15 protein-coding genes and 1 pseudogene are annotated in these 20,057 nt (G+C 38.8%); 14 read left to right on the forward strand and 2 right to left on the reverse strand.

Going from position 1 to position 20,057, the window contains the following annotated elements:
• Positions 1 to 3: 3 nt before the first annotated feature.
• The 7 genes from G622_RS0116165 to G622_RS0116195 all read left to right on the forward strand — a co-directional run bounded on the left by G622_RS0116165 (position 4) and on the right by G622_RS0116195 (position 11,563).
• The gene (locus G622_RS0116165; protein ID WP_026511566.1) at positions 4 to 951 is read left to right on the forward strand and encodes a phosphatidylglycerol lysyltransferase domain-containing protein; all 948 of its coding nucleotides are present in this window, start codon (positions 4 to 6) and stop codon (positions 949 to 951) included.
• A 26-nt stretch (positions 952 to 977) separates the two neighbouring features.
• Entirely contained in the window at positions 978 to 3,902 is a 2,925-nt protein-coding gene (locus G622_RS0116170; protein ID WP_026511567.1) for an MFS transporter, read from the forward strand.
• The gene (locus G622_RS0116175) at positions 3,899 to 5,551 is read left to right on the forward strand and encodes a PP2C family protein-serine/threonine phosphatase (protein ID WP_026511568.1); all 1,653 of its coding nucleotides are present in this window, start codon (positions 3,899 to 3,901) and stop codon (positions 5,549 to 5,551) included. Before G622_RS0116170 ends, G622_RS0116175 begins: the two co-directional genes overlap by 4 nt.
• A 326-nt stretch (positions 5,552 to 5,877) precedes the next feature.
• Complete coding sequence (locus tag G622_RS23290; protein ID WP_044957904.1) at positions 5,878 to 8,217, forward strand: glycoside hydrolase family 127 protein; 2,340 nt, start codon at positions 5,878 to 5,880, stop codon at positions 8,215 to 8,217.
• Positions 8,218 to 8,347: 130 nt separating this feature from the next.
• Positions 8,348 to 8,818, forward strand: coding sequence for a GNAT family N-acetyltransferase (locus G622_RS0116185; RefSeq protein WP_026511569.1), 471 nt, complete (start codon positions 8,348 to 8,350; stop codon positions 8,816 to 8,818).
• Positions 8,819 to 8,962: 144 nt separating this feature from the next.
• Positions 8,963 to 10,555 (forward strand): hypothetical protein, encoded by a 1,593-nt coding sequence (locus G622_RS0116190; RefSeq protein ID WP_026511570.1) that lies wholly within the window; start codon positions 8,963 to 8,965, stop codon positions 10,553 to 10,555.
• Between the two features lie 150 nt (positions 10,556 to 10,705).
• The gene (locus G622_RS0116195) at positions 10,706 to 11,563 is read left to right on the forward strand and encodes an aminoglycoside 6-adenylyltransferase (protein WP_026511571.1); all 858 of its coding nucleotides are present in this window, start codon (positions 10,706 to 10,708) and stop codon (positions 11,561 to 11,563) included.
• A gap of 218 nt (positions 11,564 to 11,781) precedes the next feature.
• On the opposite strand, the gene G622_RS0116200 is transcribed toward G622_RS0116195, so the two are convergent.
• Positions 11,782 to 12,846, reverse strand: coding sequence for a hypothetical protein (locus G622_RS0116200; RefSeq protein ID WP_026511572.1), 1,065 nt, complete (start codon positions 12,844 to 12,846; stop codon positions 11,782 to 11,784).
• 331 nt (positions 12,847 to 13,177) lie between these two features.
• Here G622_RS0116200 and G622_RS0116205 point away from each other — a divergent pair, with 331 nt between their 5' ends.
• The 7 genes and pseudogenes from G622_RS0116205 (at position 13,178) to G622_RS0116235 (ending at position 19,072) form a co-directional block, all read left to right on the forward strand.
• The gene (locus tag G622_RS0116205) at positions 13,178 to 14,155 is read left to right on the forward strand and encodes an aminopeptidase (protein WP_026511573.1); all 978 of its coding nucleotides are present in this window, start codon (positions 13,178 to 13,180) and stop codon (positions 14,153 to 14,155) included.
• 177 nt (positions 14,156 to 14,332) lie between these two features.
• Positions 14,333 to 14,689: a hypothetical protein gene (locus tag G622_RS0116210; RefSeq protein WP_026511574.1), complete on the forward strand. Its 357-nt coding sequence runs from the start codon at positions 14,333 to 14,335 to the stop codon at positions 14,687 to 14,689.
• A gap of 14 nt (positions 14,690 to 14,703) precedes the next feature.
• Complete coding sequence (locus G622_RS0116215) at positions 14,704 to 15,252, forward strand: DUF2087 domain-containing protein (RefSeq protein WP_026511575.1); 549 nt, start codon at positions 14,704 to 14,706, stop codon at positions 15,250 to 15,252.
• A 313-nt stretch (positions 15,253 to 15,565) separates the two neighbouring features.
• A complete protein-coding gene (locus G622_RS0116220) occupies positions 15,566 to 16,552 on the forward strand; it encodes a serine hydrolase domain-containing protein (RefSeq protein WP_026511576.1) in 987 nt (328 codons plus the stop codon).
• Between the two features lie 259 nt (positions 16,553 to 16,811).
• A complete protein-coding gene (locus G622_RS0116225; protein ID WP_026511577.1) occupies positions 16,812 to 17,762 on the forward strand; it encodes an L-lactate dehydrogenase in 951 nt (316 codons plus the stop codon).
• A gap of 503 nt (positions 17,763 to 18,265) precedes the next feature.
• Positions 18,266 to 18,433, forward strand: a pseudogene (locus tag G622_RS0116230) (ATP-binding cassette domain-containing protein); the annotation flags it as partial.
• A 42-nt stretch (positions 18,434 to 18,475) separates the two neighbouring features.
• On the forward strand, positions 18,476 to 19,072 hold the full coding sequence (locus tag G622_RS0116235) for a hypothetical protein (protein ID WP_026511579.1): 597 nt from the start codon (positions 18,476 to 18,478) through the stop codon (positions 19,070 to 19,072).
• 101 nt (positions 19,073 to 19,173) lie between these two features.
• On the opposite strand, the gene G622_RS0116245 is transcribed toward G622_RS0116235, so the two are convergent.
• Positions 19,174 to 20,025 (reverse strand): LysR family transcriptional regulator, encoded by an 852-nt coding sequence (locus G622_RS0116245; protein WP_026511580.1) that lies wholly within the window; start codon positions 20,023 to 20,025, stop codon positions 19,174 to 19,176.
• Positions 20,026 to 20,057 lie beyond the last annotated feature (32 nt).

Raw genomic sequence — 20,057 nt, forward strand, 5'->3', positions numbered from 1 at the left:
TTTATGTATATTGATAAGTTAACGTTACTAGCTGAAGAAGACAAGGAAAGGATTATTGAACTTGGATATTCGCCTGTTACTGTAAATGATAAGGCAATATTTGATCCATATTATGGAAAAATGAATGAAGACTGGTCATCTCCTATGAGTTTTATGGCAATGATCGCATGGGAAAGTGTACTCTCCTTTTATTATAAGAAGAGCAATGATTATCTTACCTTATTAGGCTGGGATGCCTCAGATGGCAGAATGACAATGCTGCCGCTAATCGGACATTATGACGAATCGTCTGTGAAAGATGCTTTTTATGAAGCAAGAGAGGATCATGAAAAGCTCGGTTACAGTCTCAATATCACTGATATGAGAGAGTGGATGAAACCGTATTATGAAGGAATTCCGGATACTAAGTGGGAAAAGAAAGAAAGTGATTCATTTTACGACTATGTTTATGATAGCAGATACTTTGATTCTTTCAGTGGCAAGTCCGGGCAGAATCTTAGATTTTTTCTGAAGAACTATGACTACACAGTGGACGAAGTTACGCCGGAGGATCTTGATACACTTAAGGATTTTATAAGGGCTAACTGGTGCTCGGTTAAGGATTGTTCTTATTGTAATTATGGATGTTCAATCAATTGTCTTGAACAGGTTGTGCCTGTTCTTTCTGAGCTTAATGGCTTTGGGATAATTGTGAGGATAGACGGAAAAATTGCCGGCTTTTGTATAGGTTCAAGGAGTGGGAATCAGTCAATACTTCATTTCCAGACTACTGCCGGCAACTATAAGGGACTTGGGGTATTCATGTATTCAGAGTGCAAAAAGCGCTTCCTTTCGGGAATTGATAAGATTAGTCTTGGTGAGGATATGGGTATTTCCGGAATCAGGACTTACAAGCAAAGACTTGCCCCTTATGAATGGATACCCAGGTTTGAATATGATCTTAAGGACTGAAAACATTTTTTGAAAAGAGAGCAGCCATGAATAAAAAAATAATGAATAAAAAGAATTACATTATTACCGGAATTGTGGCCTTTATTTTCCTTATCATATTTTCATTTAGCAGGGAATATCTGATGGTAAGCCCTTTTGATGAATTACCCTACGAGGGCATAATTTATGCAACTCTGGATAATGAGGGGAATACTTATGTTGTAGATAAGGCAGGCCAAAGGCTGTTGAAGGTTTCACCTGATAACAGGATGATATGGAAAAAGGAGGCATCTTCAGGGCTGTTCAATGGGATAAAAAAGGTTGTCACTTCGAACGATCATATCTTTCTTCTGGATGTTGAGAGCGGTGAAGGAATACGTATTAAAGGTGAGAGCATAGTTGAGCTTAATTCAAGAGGCAAAGCTATTGAAACTGTTGCAAAATTTCTCTACTCTGAGCTTACAATTCAGCAGCACATAGTAGGGATTTTTCCTATGGGAGAGCAGGGAATTGCTTATATATATAAAACGAATGACAACATACGTCTTTTAGTACCGGGGGAGAGTGAGACCACATATCCTCTTAAGGGAGCAGGTATCTTCTTAAGAAGCAGTGCTTTTGATTCAAGCACGGGAACTGTCTATTACAGCACCTATGATGGGAAAATCAAGCGATATGTTGATGGTGTTAATGATAAAGTGCTCTATGACAGCACCTCTTCAGACGCTTTAAGCATTCCTGCTGATCTTAGTTTTTCTGATGGAAAATTATATGCTACTGATATCGGTCTTCGATCAGTAATAGTTGTTGACACCAAGAGCGATGAAGTGTCTCTTATAGAAGAAGCCGGAAATCTGGTGGAAAAAGAGATAGCATATAGCCTTAATGCGGATAATGGACTGGAATGTGTGACTGATTATTCGGTCAAAAAATACCTTGGGAATAATGAATATGATTATTTTGTTTCCTGTAAACTGTCATCTTTGATCGTATTTAAGAGTATTATTTCAAAAATTTCGATTGTATGCTTCATACTGCTTGTGGTTGCCTTAGCCGCAGCTATTGTTATTTATATCTTCAAAGAAAAGAGTATGTACGCAAAGATTATTCTTGGTATAGTGGCAGGTTCATTTATAATCGCTGCTCTTTTGGTTGCAGTTCTTGTGCCGAGATTCCAGGAAGAAATAACGGAAGCTTTTTTTGAAAAGGCTGACCTTGTAAGCGACCTGACATCTGCCATGTTGCCAATAGAGTCATTATCAAGACTCAACAGTGCAGACGATTTCATGAACGAGGATTATCAGGAAATCAGGAATGTTGCAAGGAATGTATTTCTTACAGAATCTGAAAACTTGAGTGACCTGTATTGTGTTTTTTATCAGGTTGTGGATGGCATGTATGTTATGAGCTACAGTCTTACGGATATTGCAGGTGCTATTTACCCCTATGACTGGAGTATAGAAGGCTCTCTTGAGGAAAAGGTTCTGACCACTAAAGAGGGTGAGAGATACATGAGTAGCACCAGTGAAGGTGAGTATCTCTTTTCATATAAACCTCTCATAAACGAAAACGGGGATGCTGTAGGCATTATCGAAGTTGGTAAGGATATGGCTACATTTCGCCAGGAAGTAAATACAATGGTTATTGATGCTTTTATCAATACTATTGCTGTGACGGTGGTGCTTATCCTTTTCATAATAGAAATTGTTTATTTTGTTAAAGGCAGAAATGAATATAAAGAAAAGCTGGAGAATGGCGTGGAAGGCGCATCTCCAATGCTTCCCTGCGAGATTATGAGAATGGTTTCATTTCTTGTATTCTTCCTGACTAATTTAAGCACGGCATTTCTTCCGCTATATGCCATGGAAATATCTGAAAAATCATCAGCTATGCTTGCTCCTGAAATCATGGCTGCTATTCCTCTTTCAGCAGAGGTTATCACCGGTGCTGTATTTTCTGTGCTGGGTGTAAATATTATTGAAAAAATAAGTGAAAAGCGGACGATTATAATTAGTTCGGTACTTTTTACAGGAGGTTTTGTTCTGCGCATTATTCCAAACATATGGGCGCTTATTGTAGGTAATGCAATTATTGGTGTGGGCTGGGGGATGATACTTCTTGTAGCTACCTTGAGGATTACTAATCTTCCGGAGGAAAAAAGGGATATTGGGTTTTCCCAGTACAATGTGGCTTCGCTTAACGGTGTCAACTGCGGAGTTGTTTTCGGAGGATTTTTAGTTAACTGGATGAATTATCAGGGCGTGTTTATGATTTCGGCAGTCTTTAGTATTTCTATGCTTATTCTGACTTTGACATATTTTAATGACACAAAGACAGAAAAACTGGAGGAAGATGCAGAAGAAGAAAATGAACCGATCAAAGTGTTCTCGTTCGTTCTTAATCCTAAGGTATTTTCACTCTTATTTATGATAGTTGCGCCTATCCTTATGAGTTCATATTTCCTGAATTATATGTATCCTATTATAAGTTCTGGTTATGGACTTTCAGATACTTATATTGGTTATTCATATCTCCTGAACGGACTTTGCGTTATGTTCTTTGGCGAATTATTAACTTCCTTCTTCATCCGGATAAAGAGGAAACCGGAAGGTCTTCTTACGGCATCACTTCTTTATGCCCTGGCATTCTTCATTGTGATCCGGTTTGAGAGTATACCTGCTCTGTTTGCAGCTCTTGCGATACTTGGTATTTCAGATAGCTTTGGCCTGCCGCTGCAGTCAGGTTATTATACGGAATTGGATATTGTTCAGAAGTACGGGTACGACAAGGCTCTTGGTGTTTATAATCTGATCATAAATGTGGCGCAGTCCATTGGTCCGTTTGTATTCAGTTATGTACTGATTGCCGGAATGGGAAGAGGACTTACCATAGTCCTTATTACACTGGTTGTGCTTGCGTTCATATTCATTTTTATAGGGAAAACTGTTGATAAGAAAAGGAGCACCGTATGAGTAAAAAAGGATTTGGAATAGGAGTAAAAATCTGTTCACTAATTGCTGCTGCTATGTTGGTTTTGTCCGTTGTACTCATTGTATACAGCTATCTGGTACATAGGCAGAAGGTAGATGATTATTATGGAGAAAATGCTTCGCGACTGGCCTTATCACTTGCGAACCAAACCGATGGTGACTTTATCAGAGAATTAAGAGAATTGGTTGATGAAGAAGACTTTAAACAAGTGCGTGAAAAAGCAGTTGAGACAGGCGACTGGACTCTTGTTGATGACTATCTTGCGAAAAAGGGAATTAAAGAGAAATACGATAGTCTCTTGGCATCTTATGAAGGCTTTTTGAAAGATATGAATGTAAAATATTTGTATATTCATTCGATAGAAGGCCCAATAAGTGTATATCTTGTGTCTGCAACCGGTGGCCTCGAGGGACTTGGATTTATTGGAGATAATGCAGAAGAATTTGCGATGTATTCAACAAATGTCCATATCGATCCTGCAGTATCCAATATGGATAATGAATGGGTATGCTCTGCCTATGAGCCGATATTTGATTCTAATGGTAATGCAGTAAGTACTGTAGGTGTCGATATTGATATGAACCAGGTTGTGGGTGACAGACTGCACTTTTTGTATCGCATGGTAATCTGCGGGATAGTTATTACTTTGATCTTTGTGGCTCTGGGTATCTTAACTATAAGGAAAGTTGCTGTAATGCCTATTGAAGCACTTTCCAGGGGAACAAAATCGTTTACAAACGAAGAAACAGGCTATTCAAGGGAGAGTGTAATATCTCTTGATATAAATAGTAGAGATGAGCTTGAGGAACTATACACAGATATCAGGTCTATGCAGGTAAAGATTCTTGACTATATTGAAAATATTACAAGGATCACTGCTGAGAAGGAGAGAATCGGAGCAGAACTGAATGTTGCTACCCAGATTCAGGCGGATATGTTGCCGCGAATATTCCCTCCATTCCCGGAAAGAACGGAATTTGACCTATATGCTACAATGAGCCCGGCTAAGGAGGTAGGAGGAGACTTCTATGACTTCTTCCTTATAGATAATGACCATCTTGGTCTTGTAATTGCTGATGTATCAGGAAAGGGCGTTCCTGCAGCACTATTCATGGTCATTGCCAAAACACTTATTAAGAACAGAGCACAGCTTAGTAACTCTCCTGCTGAAGTACTTAGCTATGCTAATGACCAGCTGTGTGAGGGTAATGAAGCAGAGCTTTTCGTTACTGTCTGGTTTGCAATGATTGAAATTTCTACAGGAAAGGGGCTTGCTGCCAATGCCGGTCACGAGCATCCTGCTATAAGCAGGAACGGTGGAGAATGGGAGCTTGTTAAGTACAGACATTCACCGGCAGTTGCCACAATGCAGGGAATGAAATTTAAAGAGCATGAATTTGAGATTCATCCTGGTGACAGACTTTTTGTATATACGGACGGTGTAACAGAAGCAACCAATAGTCAGAATGAGCTGTTTGGTGAGGAAAGGCTTGTCCAGGCTCTTAATAAAGAGAAGGTGGATACTCCTGAAAAACTTCTTAAGAATGTCCGGGAAGATATAGATACGTTTGTAGGTGATGCACCGCAGTTTGATGACATAACGATGCTTGGAATTTATTGGAAAGCCTGAGATATCAGGCAATTTCTAATGTCGTTTACGACAAGTAAACAGAAATATTTATGAAGTAAAAATAACTTTAGATTAAAAGGATTGTTTCTTTAAGAGACAGTCCTTTTTAATTTGAGCAGAACACTTGGAATGGCATTTTTCACGAGCCTTGTCGGGACTGTTTAAACTATTCGTTTTTGATAATAAAGAAGCAATATATGAAAGGTAATACTAACAGGTCTGTGATATCATTAAAAAAATTTTGTTTTGAGTTTAAAAAGTGTATTGAGTTTGAGATACAGATAATTGAGAATAGATATTATTGAATATAAAGGGGAAATATTAGAATGTTTGAAGAGTATAAACTTTCACAAGTATTAGCGATAGATGAGTATTATCAAAACGCTCTTGAAAAGGATGTAGCTTATTTAAAGAGCATTGATCCTGACAGAATGCTGGCAGGTTTCTATGAAAATGCAGGCCTTGCACCAAAGAAAATGCGTTACACCGGTTGGGAGAACATGCTGATAGGTGGGCATACTATGGGACACTATCTCACGGCTGCTTCTCAAGGTTATGCTAATCCCGGGACAGCAACTGATGATAAGAAGGCTCTTATCGAGCTTATTAAAAAGATGGTGGATGGTCTTTATGAGTGTCAGCAGCATTCCAAGGGGAAGCCTGGATTTGTGTTTGGAGCAGCTATTCTCGATAGTAATAATGTAGAGCAGCAGTTTGATAACGTTGAGGAGGGCAAGACCAATATTATCACAGAGGCATGGGTTCCGTGGTACACCATGCATAAGATTCTGGACGGACTTGTTAACACATATATACTCACAGGCTATGAGACTTCACTTAAAGTAGCAGAGGGAATCGGAGACTGGAGCTATGGCAGGACATCCTCCTGGTCTGAGGATACTCATAGAACAGTTCTCGGAATAGAATATGGCGGAATGAATGATGCCCTTTATAAGCTCTATAATCTCACAGGTAAAAAGGAGCATCTTGAGGCAGCACACGCTTTTGATGAGGATGAGCTTTTCAAAAAGATTCTGACAGGTGATGCAAATGTGCTTAATAACCGCCATGCCAATACCACAATTCCCAAATTCCTCGGTGCGCTTAACAGATATATGACTGTTGGGGAGTCTGCATCGGAATATCTTGAGTATGTTAAGGCATTCTGGGACATGGTGGTTACAAGGCATACCTATGTAACAGGCGGAAACAGTGAGTGGGAGCATTTCGGAGAGGATTATGTGCTTGATGCTGAGCGCACCAATTGCAACAATGAGACCTGCAACACCTACAACATGCTTAAGATGAGCAGAGATCTGTTCCGCATTACCGGGGATAAAAAGTATGCTGATTATTACGAAAATACCTGGATTAATGCCATCCTTTCTTCACAGAATCCGGAGGATGGAATGACCATGTACTTCCAGCCCATGGCTACGGGATATTATAAGGTATATGGACAGCCCTTTGATAAATTCTGGTGCTGTACGGGAACTGGTATGGAGAATTTCACCAAGCTTGGTGACAGCATATATTTCAAGGATGAAGAAGGTATTATCGTTAATCTCTATGTGTCATCAGAGGTCACTGACGATGAAAAGAAAATATCCATCCGTCAGGACACAAAGATACCGATTGAAAACACAGCATTTTTTACTATCAGCTGTGAAAACGAGAGTCTCTTTAGTTTGAAATTCAGAGTTCCTGACTGGGCAAAGTCCTACACTTGTAAGGTTGTAGAGAGCGAAGATACCTTCGAAGCAGGAACCGATGGATATATTGAGATAAAGAGGCAGTGGAATGACAAAGACCAGGTAGAGATCACTTTTGAGATGATGACTGTGGCAAAAACTCTGCCTGATTGTGATAACGTATTTGCATTTAAATACGGTCCTGTTGTTTTATCTGCAAACCTTGGTACTGAGAATATGGTTGATGGTACTACAGGTGTTGATGTTACCATTCCTACAAATAAGATTGCAGGAAATGAGTATCTCACGATAAATGAGGGCAGCGTAACTGATTTTGTAAGTAACATAGATAAGCATATGGTAAGGGAGAACGGAACACTTAACTTCACCTTAACAGGAACTGACAGAGATCTTCAGTTCACACCTCATTATAAAAAGACAAGGGAACGTTACGGAATATACTGGTATCTTTTTGATGACAGCAATTCAGATACAGATGAGGTTGAAAAGAGAAAGGCGGAAGAGGCTCGCAGAGAGAGCATCATCGATACTGTACAGCCTGGATACGGACAATACGAAAATGACGAACTTCATGCCATGGAGGACAATGGTTCTGTAGGAAGTACAGCACAGGGGACAACAAGAGCAGCAACTCCAAACGGAAGCTTCACCTATCACATGAAGGCTGTGGAAGGCGCAGACCTTCTTTTAGAGGTACATTACCTTAGAGAGGATAACGGCAAGCAGATTTGCATAAGGATTGGTGATGAGACCATTTTTAATGGCAAGCTTCATTACACAGGAAGAGAAGAGGAGTATTTTGTAGAATATCCTATTTCAAAAGAAATTATTGCTAAAGCTCTTGAGCACAGAACTGTGGGTGGAAGTGAAGTCTTTACGGTACCTGTTACATTTAGTGGCTCATTCGTAATCGAGTCAGCAAGAATATTTGGATTTGTATATATGAGAAAGTAAGAAAAAGTAATTCCTGCCACTATTGGCTAAACGGCCGGTAGTGGCAGGATTTTTTGAGGCTTTAAAATCTGGCAGTAATTGGAGATAATATAAGAAGGTAAATTGACAAGTACAGGGGGATGTGGGGAAAATGGATATTTCATATAAAAAACTTACAGATACAGAATTAGACTGTTTTATCAATATGAGGATTACACAGTTGACTGAGGAATATACATCCACAGGAAGGACTGTGCCTGAAGGTGTTGACCTGAAGGCAGCATTATATGACTATTACAACAGACATATGGCTGATGGGACATTTGTTTCATGGCTTGCCATGGATGGAGATAAGATTATAGGTACAAGTGGCATGTCTTTTGTTGAAAAACCGCCGTATTTTACCTGCACAACAGGAAAACTCGGGCTATTGTCAAGCATGTACACAGATCCTGATTACAGGCGAAAAGGAATAGCAAAAGAGCTGCTTCACAGAGTTGTAGAAGAGGCCAGAGCTTACGGATGCGGAGCAGTTCACATTACTGCTTCCGATATGGGAGTTAAACTCTACACCGCCTATGGCTTTAAGCATAATGGTAACTTTATGCAATATAGCCTTTAAATGCGGGGGATTCTGTTTAGTATATATCAAAAGAAAAAGTAAAATTATGAAAATAGCTTCGGACAAAGTGGAAAATTTAGTTTTAATTAAGGTTGGGGTCTTATAGTATCGCTAATGAAAAAACAGATAAGGAGACTTCAATAAATGAAAATGAATAAGATAAAGAAATTTATATCTGTTGCAGGAATTATGATGATGTGCTTTTCGTTGTCAGCATGTGCAGATGAATCAACGGTAGCATCGGGGACAACTGTCATCGAGAATGAAGATACCACAACTGATGATACTAAGCAGGAGGATGCGAACAAGTCGGATGGAGAAAACAGCGAAGTAGAGGCTCAGGATGGTGAAAAGCCGGACGGAGAGATACCTCAGGGAGAAAAGCCAGATGGAGAGGCGCCGGGAAATCCACCCGATGGAGAGAGACCGGGAAATCCCCCTGATGGAGAGGCACCCGGAAATCCACCTGATGGTGAGCCTAAAGGAGGTGCTCCCGGAGGTGGATTTGGTGGTGGAAGCAGTAGTGCGGATATTGATTATATTGCATCAACAGTCATTTCTTCTGCGGATAAAGAGAGCGGAGAAAACTATGAGAGCACGACCGCTGATGAAAGTGCACTTCTTATAACTACATCTGATGAAGTGGAAATAACTGATGCGACTGTTACTAAAACAGGAGATTCAGATGGCGGAGATAACTGTAATTTCTATGGACTAAATGCAGCAGTTCTTGTAAAGGATGGCACAACAACTACTATAACAGGTGCAGATATTACATCAGATGCCGACGGCGCAAATGGGGTATTTTCCTATGGTGGTAATGGCGGAAAGAATGGCGAAGAAGGTGATGGTACAACGGTTGTAATCTCTGATTCAACGATCACAACAACAGGTGATGGTTCAGGTGGTATTATGACAACCGGAGGTGGAATCACAAAGGCTTCAAATCTTACGGTTACAACCAGTGGAAGATCTTCTGCAGCTATCAGAACTGACAGAGGTGGTGGAACTGTTACTGTAGATGGTGGAACATACACAACAAACGGGCTTGGATCACCTTCAATTTATTCAACTGCAGACATAACGGTTTCTGATGCAAAGTTAATCTCGAACCTTTCTGAGGGCGTATGCATAGAAGGTGTTAACTCAATCACTCTAAATGACTGCGATCTCACTGCCAATAATACAGATACTAATGGGAATGCTACTTTTTATGACAGTATCATGATATACCAGTCTATGTCAGGAGATGCAGACAGCGGAACTTCTACATTCACGATGAATGGTGGAACTCTTACCAGTAAAAACGGTCATGTTTTTCATGTGACAAATACCAATGCTGTGATCAATCTTAATGGAGTGAATATTGTAAATGAGGATACTGATAATATTCTTTTGTCAGTTTGCGCAGATGGTTGGAACGGAGATTCAAATATTGCAACTATGAACGCAACAGGTCAGGAGCTGGAAGGAACAATTCTTGTAGGAAGTGATTCCAGGCTCACACTTAACCTTACCAAAGGATCATCTTTTACAGGAAGTATCAGCGGAGAGATTGTAAATACCAAGGGTGATACAGTTTCAACAGAGGTAGGAGAGGTTGCTGTTAAGTTGGATTCAGACAGTACATGGACACTTACAGCTGATACTTACATTTCATCTTTTGATGGAGATACATCAGGTATCATATCTAATGGATATAAGCTCTATGTCAATGGAGAAGAAATCAGTTTATAAGGATCCGGATTTCTGATATTTCTTGTTTGGGTATATGTTATGCTCCAAAACCATAATGCAAAATGATAAAATCATCATAAGTGATTAACCGCACGCGGTATCACCTGGATGAAAAATGTTTTAAGAAGCATTCTGAGAAAGTTGGGCGATATGAAAACTTATGATGAGATGTATGAACTGATAATAAAAACGGCGAAAGAAGATGAAAGAATTCGCGCTGCAACAATGGAGGGCTCTGCAGTCACACCGGGAGCGTTACGAGATTGTTTTTCAGACTTTGACATAACCTTTTTTGTTTCTGATATCAGAGAATTCACATCTGATAAGGATTATATGAAAAGATTTGGTGATATCCTTATCATGCAGACTCCGGATGACTGGTACATGGAACCCTATGATTACAATGGAAAAAGTCGATATGCTTATCTGACGCAATATAAGGATGGAAACAGAATTGATCTGACTTTTATTGATGTATCGGAAATAGGAAAACAGGAAGAATTTAACGAGCCTCGAACTGTTCTTATAAACAAAGATAATTATAAAGAATTAAAAGACATTACGGCTAATTATGTATTTTTTATAAAAAAGCCCAGTGAATTTGAATTCTATAATACCGTAAATGAATTCAGGTGGGTCAGTAATTATGCCACAAAGGGACTTTGCAGGCAGCAGTTTTACTATGCGAAATACTCTATGGAGCATCTGATGATGGATATGTTCATGAAGATGATTAATTGGAAAATAGGAGTCTGCAATGATTTTAAGGTAACAACAGGCGCATTTTCCAAGTATCTCAAGAAATACCTGACTGAGGATGAAATGAACCGCTTTGAAGGAATTTTTGCAGGTGGGACATATGAAGATATGTGGGAGAAAATCTTCCTCATGTACGATTACTTTGAAGATTTATCGGTTTTTGTTGCGGATAAACTTGGGTTTGAGCTCGATATTAATGAATCCAGGAATGTCCGCGACTTTATGAAAAGAAGACGTGAACTCTCATGAGAATAATTTTTTATACGAAGGTATTGCATTTTGTACATGACGCCTGCCGTTTTTTAGGACAGTTTCCTCTTTTGCCCTCAAGAAGTCATAGGTTTTTGTTTTTCCTCAGAAAAACAGAAACCGTACCGGACCAGGTTCTCGCGAAGCGAGGGACGTATCCTGCCAAAGGCAGGATTTTTGAGGGCTGTTTCCTCTTTTGCCCTCAAAAAGTCATAGTTTTATGCTTTAAACTCCGGAAGGGGACCAAGACTTTCAACAAACTCCTTAAATCTTGGAAGGCAAATAGAAATACTGCCACGGTTTGAAGCATCAATAATTCCTTTTTCTATTAGTCTGCTTCTTGGAATTGACCAGGAACTATGTGTAGATTTTGTTATTTCAAGTAGTTCTGTCACCTCCATTGTTTCCTTTTTTATAATGAATTGCAAAAACCATTTATCCTTCGGGGCAAGCTCGCTCCATATTTTTTTATAGACCTTCTCAGAAAGCATCTCATCGAATTTTCTTAAGACTTCTTTTGTCAGATGCTTTTCCTTTGAATCCCACATGTATTTACCAAGAGTCTGATAAGCGTATGCATAGCCCTTAGTTAAAAAAGCCATTTTTTCAGCTTCTTCAAAATCGATTCCAAGCGTATCCTGATAATCATCTCGTATGTAGGTCATGTTAAGAGGTGACATCTCGTATTTGCTTGCCCTAAGGAAAAAGGTAAGTCCATCAGCATTCTCCAAGCTTTCTATATCCTCATAGAGACCGGCAACAATTACAAAAATAGGAAGTTCTTCTCGTATATATATCTGGAACTGCTGAATAAAATCGATGATTCCTTTTGTCTTTCTTGCTTCATCTATTGTGACAAGGAGTCTTTTCCCTCTAGCTTTTAATTCTTTAAGCAGAACCTGCAACGCATAGTCCAGACTTGCTACAGGTTTTTTCTTAGCTATATTTAACCCAATTCCAAAAGCTGTAAGATTAAGATTTGCATCTATAAATTCAGATATCATCGGAACTGAACTATATAAATGTGCAACGAGCTCACTTATTATATCTGAGTCAGATCTGATACCTATCACTATCCAATCATCGTCTTTTTTAAAGTGCTGTTCAATCGCAGTCAAGGTTACTGTTTTTCCGGTTCCTCTTATTCCTGTAAGCTTAAATGCCTGCTCGTCCGGAGCATCACTTTCCAAATCTTCTGCAATGCTGTCAATTATGTAATTTCTGCTAAGATACTTTGACGGTATCTTTCCAAAACTTATAGTATATGGATTCTTTGTTGCCATGATATTTTTACCCTTTGTAATAGTTATATAATTTGCCTACAACTATATAATACTATATAAAAATGTCATTTTCCAGAATATCTATATAAATCTATATAAAAATTCTATATTCTAGAATGCCTATATAATATCAATAATACATTTAGATAACTATCTAAATAATATTGACAATGTATATTTATAGATGTATAAATAAGAAAAATAATTAGACATACATCTAAATAGATAGCAATAGATTCGTAAAGCGTAATAAATGGAATCTATGGTCACCACAAGATTTATCAAAAAATGTCTTGTGCTCAGATGAAATTAAGAATTTAGGAGAATGGATATGAATCAAAACATTATTGAAAAAATGGTTAATGCCATGAAGATAACCGGTGATGACACAGTTTTACTTAATTACTGGAGTGAGGGTGATGACAGTGATCTTAAACTGTTTGAAAGTGTTTTCAGTGACAAAGGGGTAAAATATAAGACTATAGATTTCACAGAAGAATATCTGATTCAGCTTGCACAAAATGGAGCTGAAAATATAAATGACAACTTTTTTAATCCTTATAAAGAGTGTACAGTTGTTGTAGATATACTTCAAAGACCTGCGGGGATGCCGCCAAGAGGGCTTGATAAAGAAAAATATCCTGCTTTTGCTGAGGTTCTCAGGGCGTTGTTTTCATTCATGAGCAGTCATGATAAGTTAATACAGATTACTATGCCATCACAGACTAACGCTGCACTTGCCGGCGAAAACTTTGAAGAGTATAAGGTTAAAATGGAGAATGCTTTTAATGTGGATTACGAAGCACTTGCCGCAGACTGCAAAAAGAAGATTGACAGCTTTAATACAAATAAAATAACAATAAGAACCGGTGAGGATTGCACTCTGGTCATGGATGTTACAGGAAGAGAGTGGATCATAGATGCCGGCGAGGGTGCTTTTCCCTGTGGAGAGATTTATATAGCACCTTTAGAAGATAAGACAAGCGGAACTGTTTTTTATAAGAATCTGTTCATTGAAGATGTTGGAGTATTTGACGATGTTATAATTACTGTGAAGGATGGGCGAGTGACAGACTCTAACTGCACAGCTTTTAATGAGTTTCTTTCCGGGCAGGAGGAAGGAGCCAGGGTAGTCGGAGAGCTTGGGATAGGCATGAATCCTGCTGTGACATACTCCGGAAAAGGGGCATCTCTTGATGAAGATGCACTTGGAACATTTCATATAGGACTTGGAATGAACTATTTGTTTGGCGGAACTAACAAAACCCGTTTCCATATGGATTTTGTTAATTTTGGAGAAATTCTTTAAAGCCGGATTTTTGCAGGCTATTTCCGCTTTTGCCCGCAAGAAGTAAGATTTTTAATACATGCAAATAAAAAGGATATAAAATTATAGCAGCAGGTAAATAACAGTAAATGGCCTAAAGAGCAGTGAACTTTCTTCATACAAACACAACGAACATATTGATGAAAAAGGACTTGTATTATGGAAAGCAAGATTAAAGAACTAAAAGAATTTATGGCAAAAGGGAAGAAAGAAGCTCAGGCGCAGATAGCTTCTCTTATGGCTGACGACAGAGAGGACGAAGCGAAAGCATATCGCGCGGCACTGAATATTTATGATGTTTTCACGTCACTTATTGATGTTCCGTTAAAGCAATCCGGTGGAGATGAACAGGCTTTTAAAGATGGCTTTAAGAAGCTTTCAGTTAACATTCCTACGCAGTGGAGGAATTCTCTGTCTAAAGCAAAAGAGCATGATGACGCAGAAAAGATCATGATAGAAGAAGCAAAACTAAAGGTAGCAGACAGTATCATAGCGAAATTTGACGAATTATTTTGAGCCGGGAGGGGTATATGACAGATAAGGAAACAATAGCCTTTTTTAAATGTCTTGCCGATAAATCACGCCTGTCTATATTAAAGTCGCTTATGGTGGAAGATATGTACGTTGAGCGGCTGGCAGAGCGTTTGGAGCTGACCTCTGCCACAGTTTCCTTCCATCTTAAAAAACTTGAAGATGCAGGCGCGGTCAAATCCTACAAGGAACAGTACTATACCATGTATTCCATAAATAAAGAGCTTTTTTCAATAAATATCATTGATATATTAAGTGAAAAGACCTCCGAAAGTGAATTACAAAAAGAGCGTGATGATGCATACCGCAAGAAGGTTATTGATGCTTTTTTCGAATATGGTAAACTCAAATCTATTCCCAGTCAGCGTAAGAAGGAAAAGATTGTTCTTGAAGAAATAGGAAAAGCATTTAAGAAAGGAAAAAAGTATACGGAGAAAGAAGTGAATTTAATCATTGCCGATTTTCATGATGATTTTTGTACTCTTAGAAGGGACATGATCGCAGAAGGAATTTTGGAGAGAAAAGATGGTGTGTATTTTCTCTCATAATAGAGAAAAAGTTAATTGAAAAGACTTCGCTTTTGACTCCCAAACCATGGAAACCTCCGGTGGCGCAAACTGTTTAAATGAATAATTTTGTTTTTTCCTAAGATGCCTAAAGATAAATCTGCATTCATCTCGGTTTTTGGGGCAAATCAGATTGGAGAATTTCGGCCACAGTGGACTATAAAATGAGTTATGAGCATATAATATAGTGCTGACATTTGTAAGTTACTTGCAATTTTACTTGAAAAGAATTTTTAATTCGATTAGCCTTTTCTTAGGACGTCCAAATCTTACCTAAGAGGAGGCTTTTTGATTTATGAATAAGGAGCAACTGCATAACTTCATTTTGCAAAGCACAGGAAATGAGAGCAATATTTGTCAGGTATATGCCATCAAAAATGGAAAAACTGCATTCGATGATTGCTGGCATGGTTTTAAGACCGAAGATGCGATGAATGTTAATTCCGTAACCAAAGGAATCATGGCGCTGCTTGCAGGTATAGCTATGGACATGGGATACATAAAGAATGTTGATCAGAAGGTTATGGATTTCTTTCCGGATTATACTGTTAAGCGTGGGGAGAAAACGATCTATGAGGTGACAGTCAGACATCTTCTTACGATGACTGCTCCATATAAGTACAAATCTGAACCATGGACCAAAGTATGTACATCAAATGACTGGACACTGACTGTGCTTGACTTTCTTGGAGGTCGCAAAGGTATAACAGGAGAGTTTAAATATGCCACGCTTGGGATTCAAATTCTTGCAGGCGTAATAGAGAGATCCACCGGGGAAAAATGCATTGATTTTGCCAATAAATATCTTTTTACTCCACTGGGGCTTTCTGAACGGATACTGCATGGTGACAGCTCCAAAGAGGATCAGTTTGATTTCTTTATGAATAAGAATCCTAGAAAACCTGAGTGGTATTCTGATCCGCAGCAGGCGGTGACTGCAGGCTGGGGATTGTGCATGTCTGCAAAAGAGATGGCGGTAATAGGAGAGCTTGTGCTTAATGGCGGAATGTATGATGGGAGAAGAATAATATCGGAAGAATATCTGAGTGATATGCTTAAAGTCCATCTTAAGCTTGATGAGAGAATGGGATTTATGAACTATGGATATCTGTGGTATAAACCTTTCGATGACAGGGATGTTTTTGCAGCGATAGGTGATTCCGGTAACATTATCTATGTTAATAAAGAAAAGAATATTTCTGTAGGCATGACCGGAACATTTAAACCCAGGATTTTTGACAGAGTGCAGTTTATAGAAGGAAAAGTCCTTCCGGTTATCTGAATGTAACTTTGAAATAAAAGCTTTTGGAATTCCTTTTTAGAAACTCAGCTCCTTTGCTTCAAAAGAGCTAGGGCTGTCGAGAGTTCTATTTGCGTAAAACAGCTGAGTAATGGCATTTTAAGTAAAACTTGATTGTTCATCTGTATGCACCAGCCACAATTAAGAGTCGACTCTGAATTTTTTCAAAATGTGGTTATAACAACATATTATTAGGCTAAATCATATTAAAATGACATCATAAAACAAGGAGGTAAGAATAATGGCAGTAATTAACGGTAGAAAAGCAGCGGTTATAGGATGTGGATTTGTTGGAGCGGCATCTGCTTTTGCAATCATGGAGAGCGGATTGTTTTCCGAAATGGTTCTGATAGATGCCAATAAGGAAAAAGCAGAAGGCGAAGCTCTGGATATCAGTCATGGACTGCCATTTTCAAAGCCTATGCAGATCTATGCCGGTGATTATCAGGATATTGCTGATGCAGCTGTTATTATAGTAACAGCAGGAGCAGGACAGAAACCCGGTGAGACAAGACTTGATCTTGTAAAAAAGAATGTTGGAATCTTCAAGTCTATAATTCCACAGATAGCTGAGGTCAATAAGGACGCAATAATGCTTATAGTGGCAAATCCTGTGGATGTTTTGACATATGCAGCCTGGAAGCTTTCAGGATATCCGGAAAACAGAGTGTTTGGCTCAGGTACAACACTTGATACTGCAAGATTCAAATACCTTCTTGGACAACATCTTTCGGTGGACAGCAGATCTGTACATGCTTTTATTATTGGGGAGCATGGAGATAGCGAGATTGCTGCATGGAGCAGTGCAAATGTATCAGGAATACCTATTCATGATTTCTGCGAGATGAGAGGACATTTTGAGCATGAGAAAGCCATGAAAGAAATTGCTGACAATGTCAAGAATAGCGCATATGAGATAATTGAGAAGAAGGGGGCAACCTACTACGGGATAGCAATGTCGGTGAGAAGAATCTGTGAAGCTATAGTACGTGATGAGAAGACAATTCTTCCTGTGTCAAGTATTCAGCATGACAATCATGGTATTTCAGACGTCGCACTGAGTATGCCGGCCATAGTAGGAAAGAATGGGGTTGAAGGAACCGTTCCGATAAGCCTGAATGAAAATGAAGAAAAGGCTCTTAAGCTATCGGCAGATACGCTTAAAAGCGTAATAAGTGAAACTATGCTATAAGAAGATTTTAAATATCATGATTATGATAGATTCTCTAAAAGAAATCGAAAAGTAAGTGTAAAACAGTCCTTTATCAGTGTAAGTGATGAGGTCTGTTTTTTTATTCAATAGAAAATTCCTTCGGATTTCCTATTGAATAAAAAGCGCTCCGCTATGGATGCGACTGGTGCGCAGATGAGTTTTGCAAGCTAAAGCTTGCGCGCACCAGCGCGCAAAGAGTCGCGAGCGACTCTTTGCTCTTGGCAAGTGGAAGCGAGGATCTTGATGCCTTATATGAAATATTTTAATTTTATTTTATTTTAATATTTTCTATCAATATACACGTTATAATCAATATAACGTATATTTTTTTTGAAATGTGGATGAGTATTGAATAAGGGGCATTCCCCTTGTTTACAGCAGGAATGTTCATAAGTCTGTTTCTATAGTTGTATCATATCTTCTGCTCAGAAAAAGAGAACCGGACTTCTGATAAAAAGTTTTTGGAAATATGAGGTGGGGAAATGGAATTATTAAGAATAGAAAACGTTGAAAAGTATTACGGCAAAGAGGGCAATATTATCAAAGCCGTTGATGGTATATCTTTAAGCGTGGAATCCGGTGAATTTGTGGCTATTATGGGGGCATCGGGAAGCGGGAAGACCACACTTTTGAACTGTGTATCCACGATAGCTTTTAAGCATTAAAATATACATACAGGAGGATAAGTTTATATGACGACTAATCAAAAGAAACAGGCAAGCTTATTGATAATGATTCACTTGGCACTAATGGCATTGATGATGATCGGTACCACCGGAGCCATGATACATTTTATTATCGACAGCATTAATGCCAATGCCGCAGGCTTTTCAAATCAGGCCAATGCTTTTATGATGCTGGTGATCCTGGCTATGCTGATTGTCGGTATTTTATACCTGGTAAAGGGATATACAAAGCAGGCGGCAGTATACTATAAACTGTTCCTGATCCTGAATGTTGCAGTATGTGTACTGACGATCTTTATTGATCTGTGCTTCTATCAAGTAAATATATGGATGATCATTATCAGTGTCCTTAATGTCTGTAAGACTATCCTTCTTCTCATTATGGCTTTTGGAAAAGACCTTGGAGAGAAAAAAACATGGACGATATTCTATATGCTTCTGACAGCAGATGGAATAAAGCTGATCTTAGCGATTATAAATATGGTAAGTATCGGGTTTGATTTCAGTTTTGCGGGATATGTTACCGCTCTGATTTCTGATGGGACGATCGGATTGGCTGCCAGAGGCAAGTATGAGAACAAAAAGATGCGTGGAAGGACATGATTTGTGTTGCAAATAACATTGGAGACCGGATATGACAGGTAAAACAAATGAGTTTAAGAAACTTGCCCTGCTTGCGAAAATGAAAAAACTTATTTGCAGAGCTATTTTCTAACTTTGTATTTTAAAGCTATTTTCTTATCTGATATCAAATAAAAAATAACAGTGGCACTGTCATCCGTAATCGGAATGAGTACTCTGTCTGGAATGGATCTGCCGGGGAGATTCATGCTTTCATAAGTGCGAATTGTTATATCGGTGGCAAAATTAGGCAGAATTGAGGATTCTATAAGTTGTTCAAGAGCGTCATAGTCGTTTTGTATTATGAACTTTGAATCGGGCATTTCTTCCATAACGAGTTTATCCCATATTCCTACTTCAGACAGCATTAAAAAGCTTTCGCCGTTTAGTTCACGGAAAGAAAGCTTTTTCTTTTTTGCAAACCGATGGCTCTTTGGCAGTGAAACGTAAAGCTGTTCAGAATCATATTTTTCGCAAATGAATTCATCATCCTCTAATGGACGGGAAAGGATAATGAATTGATATTGGTTGTTCCTTAGACCGGATATCAGTTCATCTTCTGACTTGTTTTCTGAGATTATTGACATGTCAGGGAATAGTGCTGAAAGAGAAGGGATAAACTCCATAAGAGGTCCCGGACCAACAGAACCGACTGCGATAGTTCTTTTACTCCTCTCAAGGGCACGAAGGTGATCTATCATGTGCTGTTCTTCATTTAGTATGCGTCTCGCGTAATCTGCAGCCAGTAATCCATTCTCGTTTAATGATAACCTGTTTTTGGTGCGCTCAAATATTGGAACTCCGAGAAGTTCTTCTAATTTCTGCATAGATCTTGTCAGTGATGGCTGAGTCAGATGGAGTTCTTCAGAAGCCTTTGACAAAGTACCGTATCTAGCGAAAGCATCTAATTGTTCAAGTAAATATATCTCTATCATATGAAAACTCCTTGGAATAACATTACTATACG

Source organism: Butyrivibrio sp. LC3010, from assembly GCF_000424385.1.
Taxonomy (GTDB): Bacteria; Bacillota; Clostridia; order Lachnospirales; family Lachnospiraceae; genus Butyrivibrio.

Bases quoted from the DNA above. Each gene is read 5' to 3' on its own strand.
- G622_RS0116165 (WP_026511566.1), top strand. From the start codon at position 4: ATGTATATTGATAAGTTAACGTTACTAGCTGAAGAAGACAAGGAAAGG.
- G622_RS0116170 (WP_026511567.1), top strand. From the start codon at position 978: ATGAATAAAAAAATAATGAATAAAAAGAATTACATTATTACCGGAATT.
- G622_RS0116175 (WP_026511568.1), top strand. From the start codon at position 3,899: ATGAGTAAAAAAGGATTTGGAATAGGAGTAAAAATCTGTTCACTAATT.
- G622_RS23290 (WP_044957904.1), top strand. From the start codon at position 5,878: ATGTTTGAAGAGTATAAACTTTCACAAGTATTAGCGATAGATGAGTAT.
- G622_RS0116185 (WP_026511569.1), top strand. From the start codon at position 8,348: ATGGATATTTCATATAAAAAACTTACAGATACAGAATTAGACTGTTTT.
- G622_RS0116190 (WP_026511570.1), top strand. From the start codon at position 8,963: ATGAAAATGAATAAGATAAAGAAATTTATATCTGTTGCAGGAATTATG.
- G622_RS0116195 (WP_026511571.1), top strand. From the start codon at position 10,706: ATGAAAACTTATGATGAGATGTATGAACTGATAATAAAAACGGCGAAA.
- G622_RS0116200 (WP_026511572.1), bottom strand. From the start codon at position 12,846: ATGGCAACAAAGAATCCATATACTATAAGTTTTGGAAAGATACCGTCA.
- G622_RS0116205 (WP_026511573.1), top strand. From the start codon at position 13,178: ATGAATCAAAACATTATTGAAAAAATGGTTAATGCCATGAAGATAACC.
- G622_RS0116210 (WP_026511574.1), top strand. From the start codon at position 14,333: ATGGAAAGCAAGATTAAAGAACTAAAAGAATTTATGGCAAAAGGGAAG.
- G622_RS0116215 (WP_026511575.1), top strand. From the start codon at position 14,704: ATGACAGATAAGGAAACAATAGCCTTTTTTAAATGTCTTGCCGATAAA.
- G622_RS0116220 (WP_026511576.1), top strand. From the start codon at position 15,566: ATGAATAAGGAGCAACTGCATAACTTCATTTTGCAAAGCACAGGAAAT.
- G622_RS0116225 (WP_026511577.1), top strand. From the start codon at position 16,812: ATGGCAGTAATTAACGGTAGAAAAGCAGCGGTTATAGGATGTGGATTT.
- G622_RS0116235 (WP_026511579.1), top strand. From the start codon at position 18,476: ATGACGACTAATCAAAAGAAACAGGCAAGCTTATTGATAATGATTCAC.
- G622_RS0116245 (WP_026511580.1), bottom strand. From the start codon at position 20,025: ATGATAGAGATATATTTACTTGAACAATTAGATGCTTTCGCTAGATAC.